At 68.5% G+C, this 527-nt stretch carries 1 pseudogene; it reads right to left on the bottom strand.

Annotated features, from left to right (window positions below):
- Positions 1-527 (bottom strand): annotated as a pseudogene (locus tag ACFQZQ_RS14715) (OmpA family protein); the annotation flags it as partial.

Here is a 527-nt window from a genome sequence, read left to right as displayed (position 1 = left end):
TTCGACTTGTCGTAGTCGAAGTTCACGCCCTTCAGGTCGATCGACACCGGCACCGGGCAGCCGTCCGGACCGATGGTCTGGCCAGCCTGCGAACCGGGGCACTTGTCGTCGCAATCGTTGACGCCGTCACCGTCGCCATCGCTGTCGGCGCAGTTCGGGGCGACCGGCGCCGGGCCGACCGGGGCCGACGGCTCCGGACCCAGCGGGATGATCACGCCGACCGAGGCCAGCACGTCGCCGAACCAGTCTTCGCCGTCGTTACGCTCCGGCGGCGGATCGTCGTTCAGCAGCTGCGCGCGGGTGTCGTTGATCGCGACCGCACGGTAGGCCAGCTCGGTACGGATACCGACGCGGCCCATGTCGCCCTGCAGGCCGACGCCGAACTTGCCGGCGACCGCGCCCTCTTCTTCCTGGAACGGCGAGTTGGGGTTCGGGAAGTTGTCGGTCTCGATCTCTTCGCGCTGGTAGCCCAGGCCCATCACGATGTACGGGTTCCAGTTGCGGCCTTCCGCCAGGAAGTGGCGGCG

The sequence above is a fragment of the Lysobacter koreensis genome, assembly GCF_042677045.1.
GTDB lineage: Bacteria > Pseudomonadota > Gammaproteobacteria > Xanthomonadales > Xanthomonadaceae > Lysobacter_K > Lysobacter_K koreensis.
This window is presented reverse-complemented; position numbering and strand designations above follow the sequence as displayed.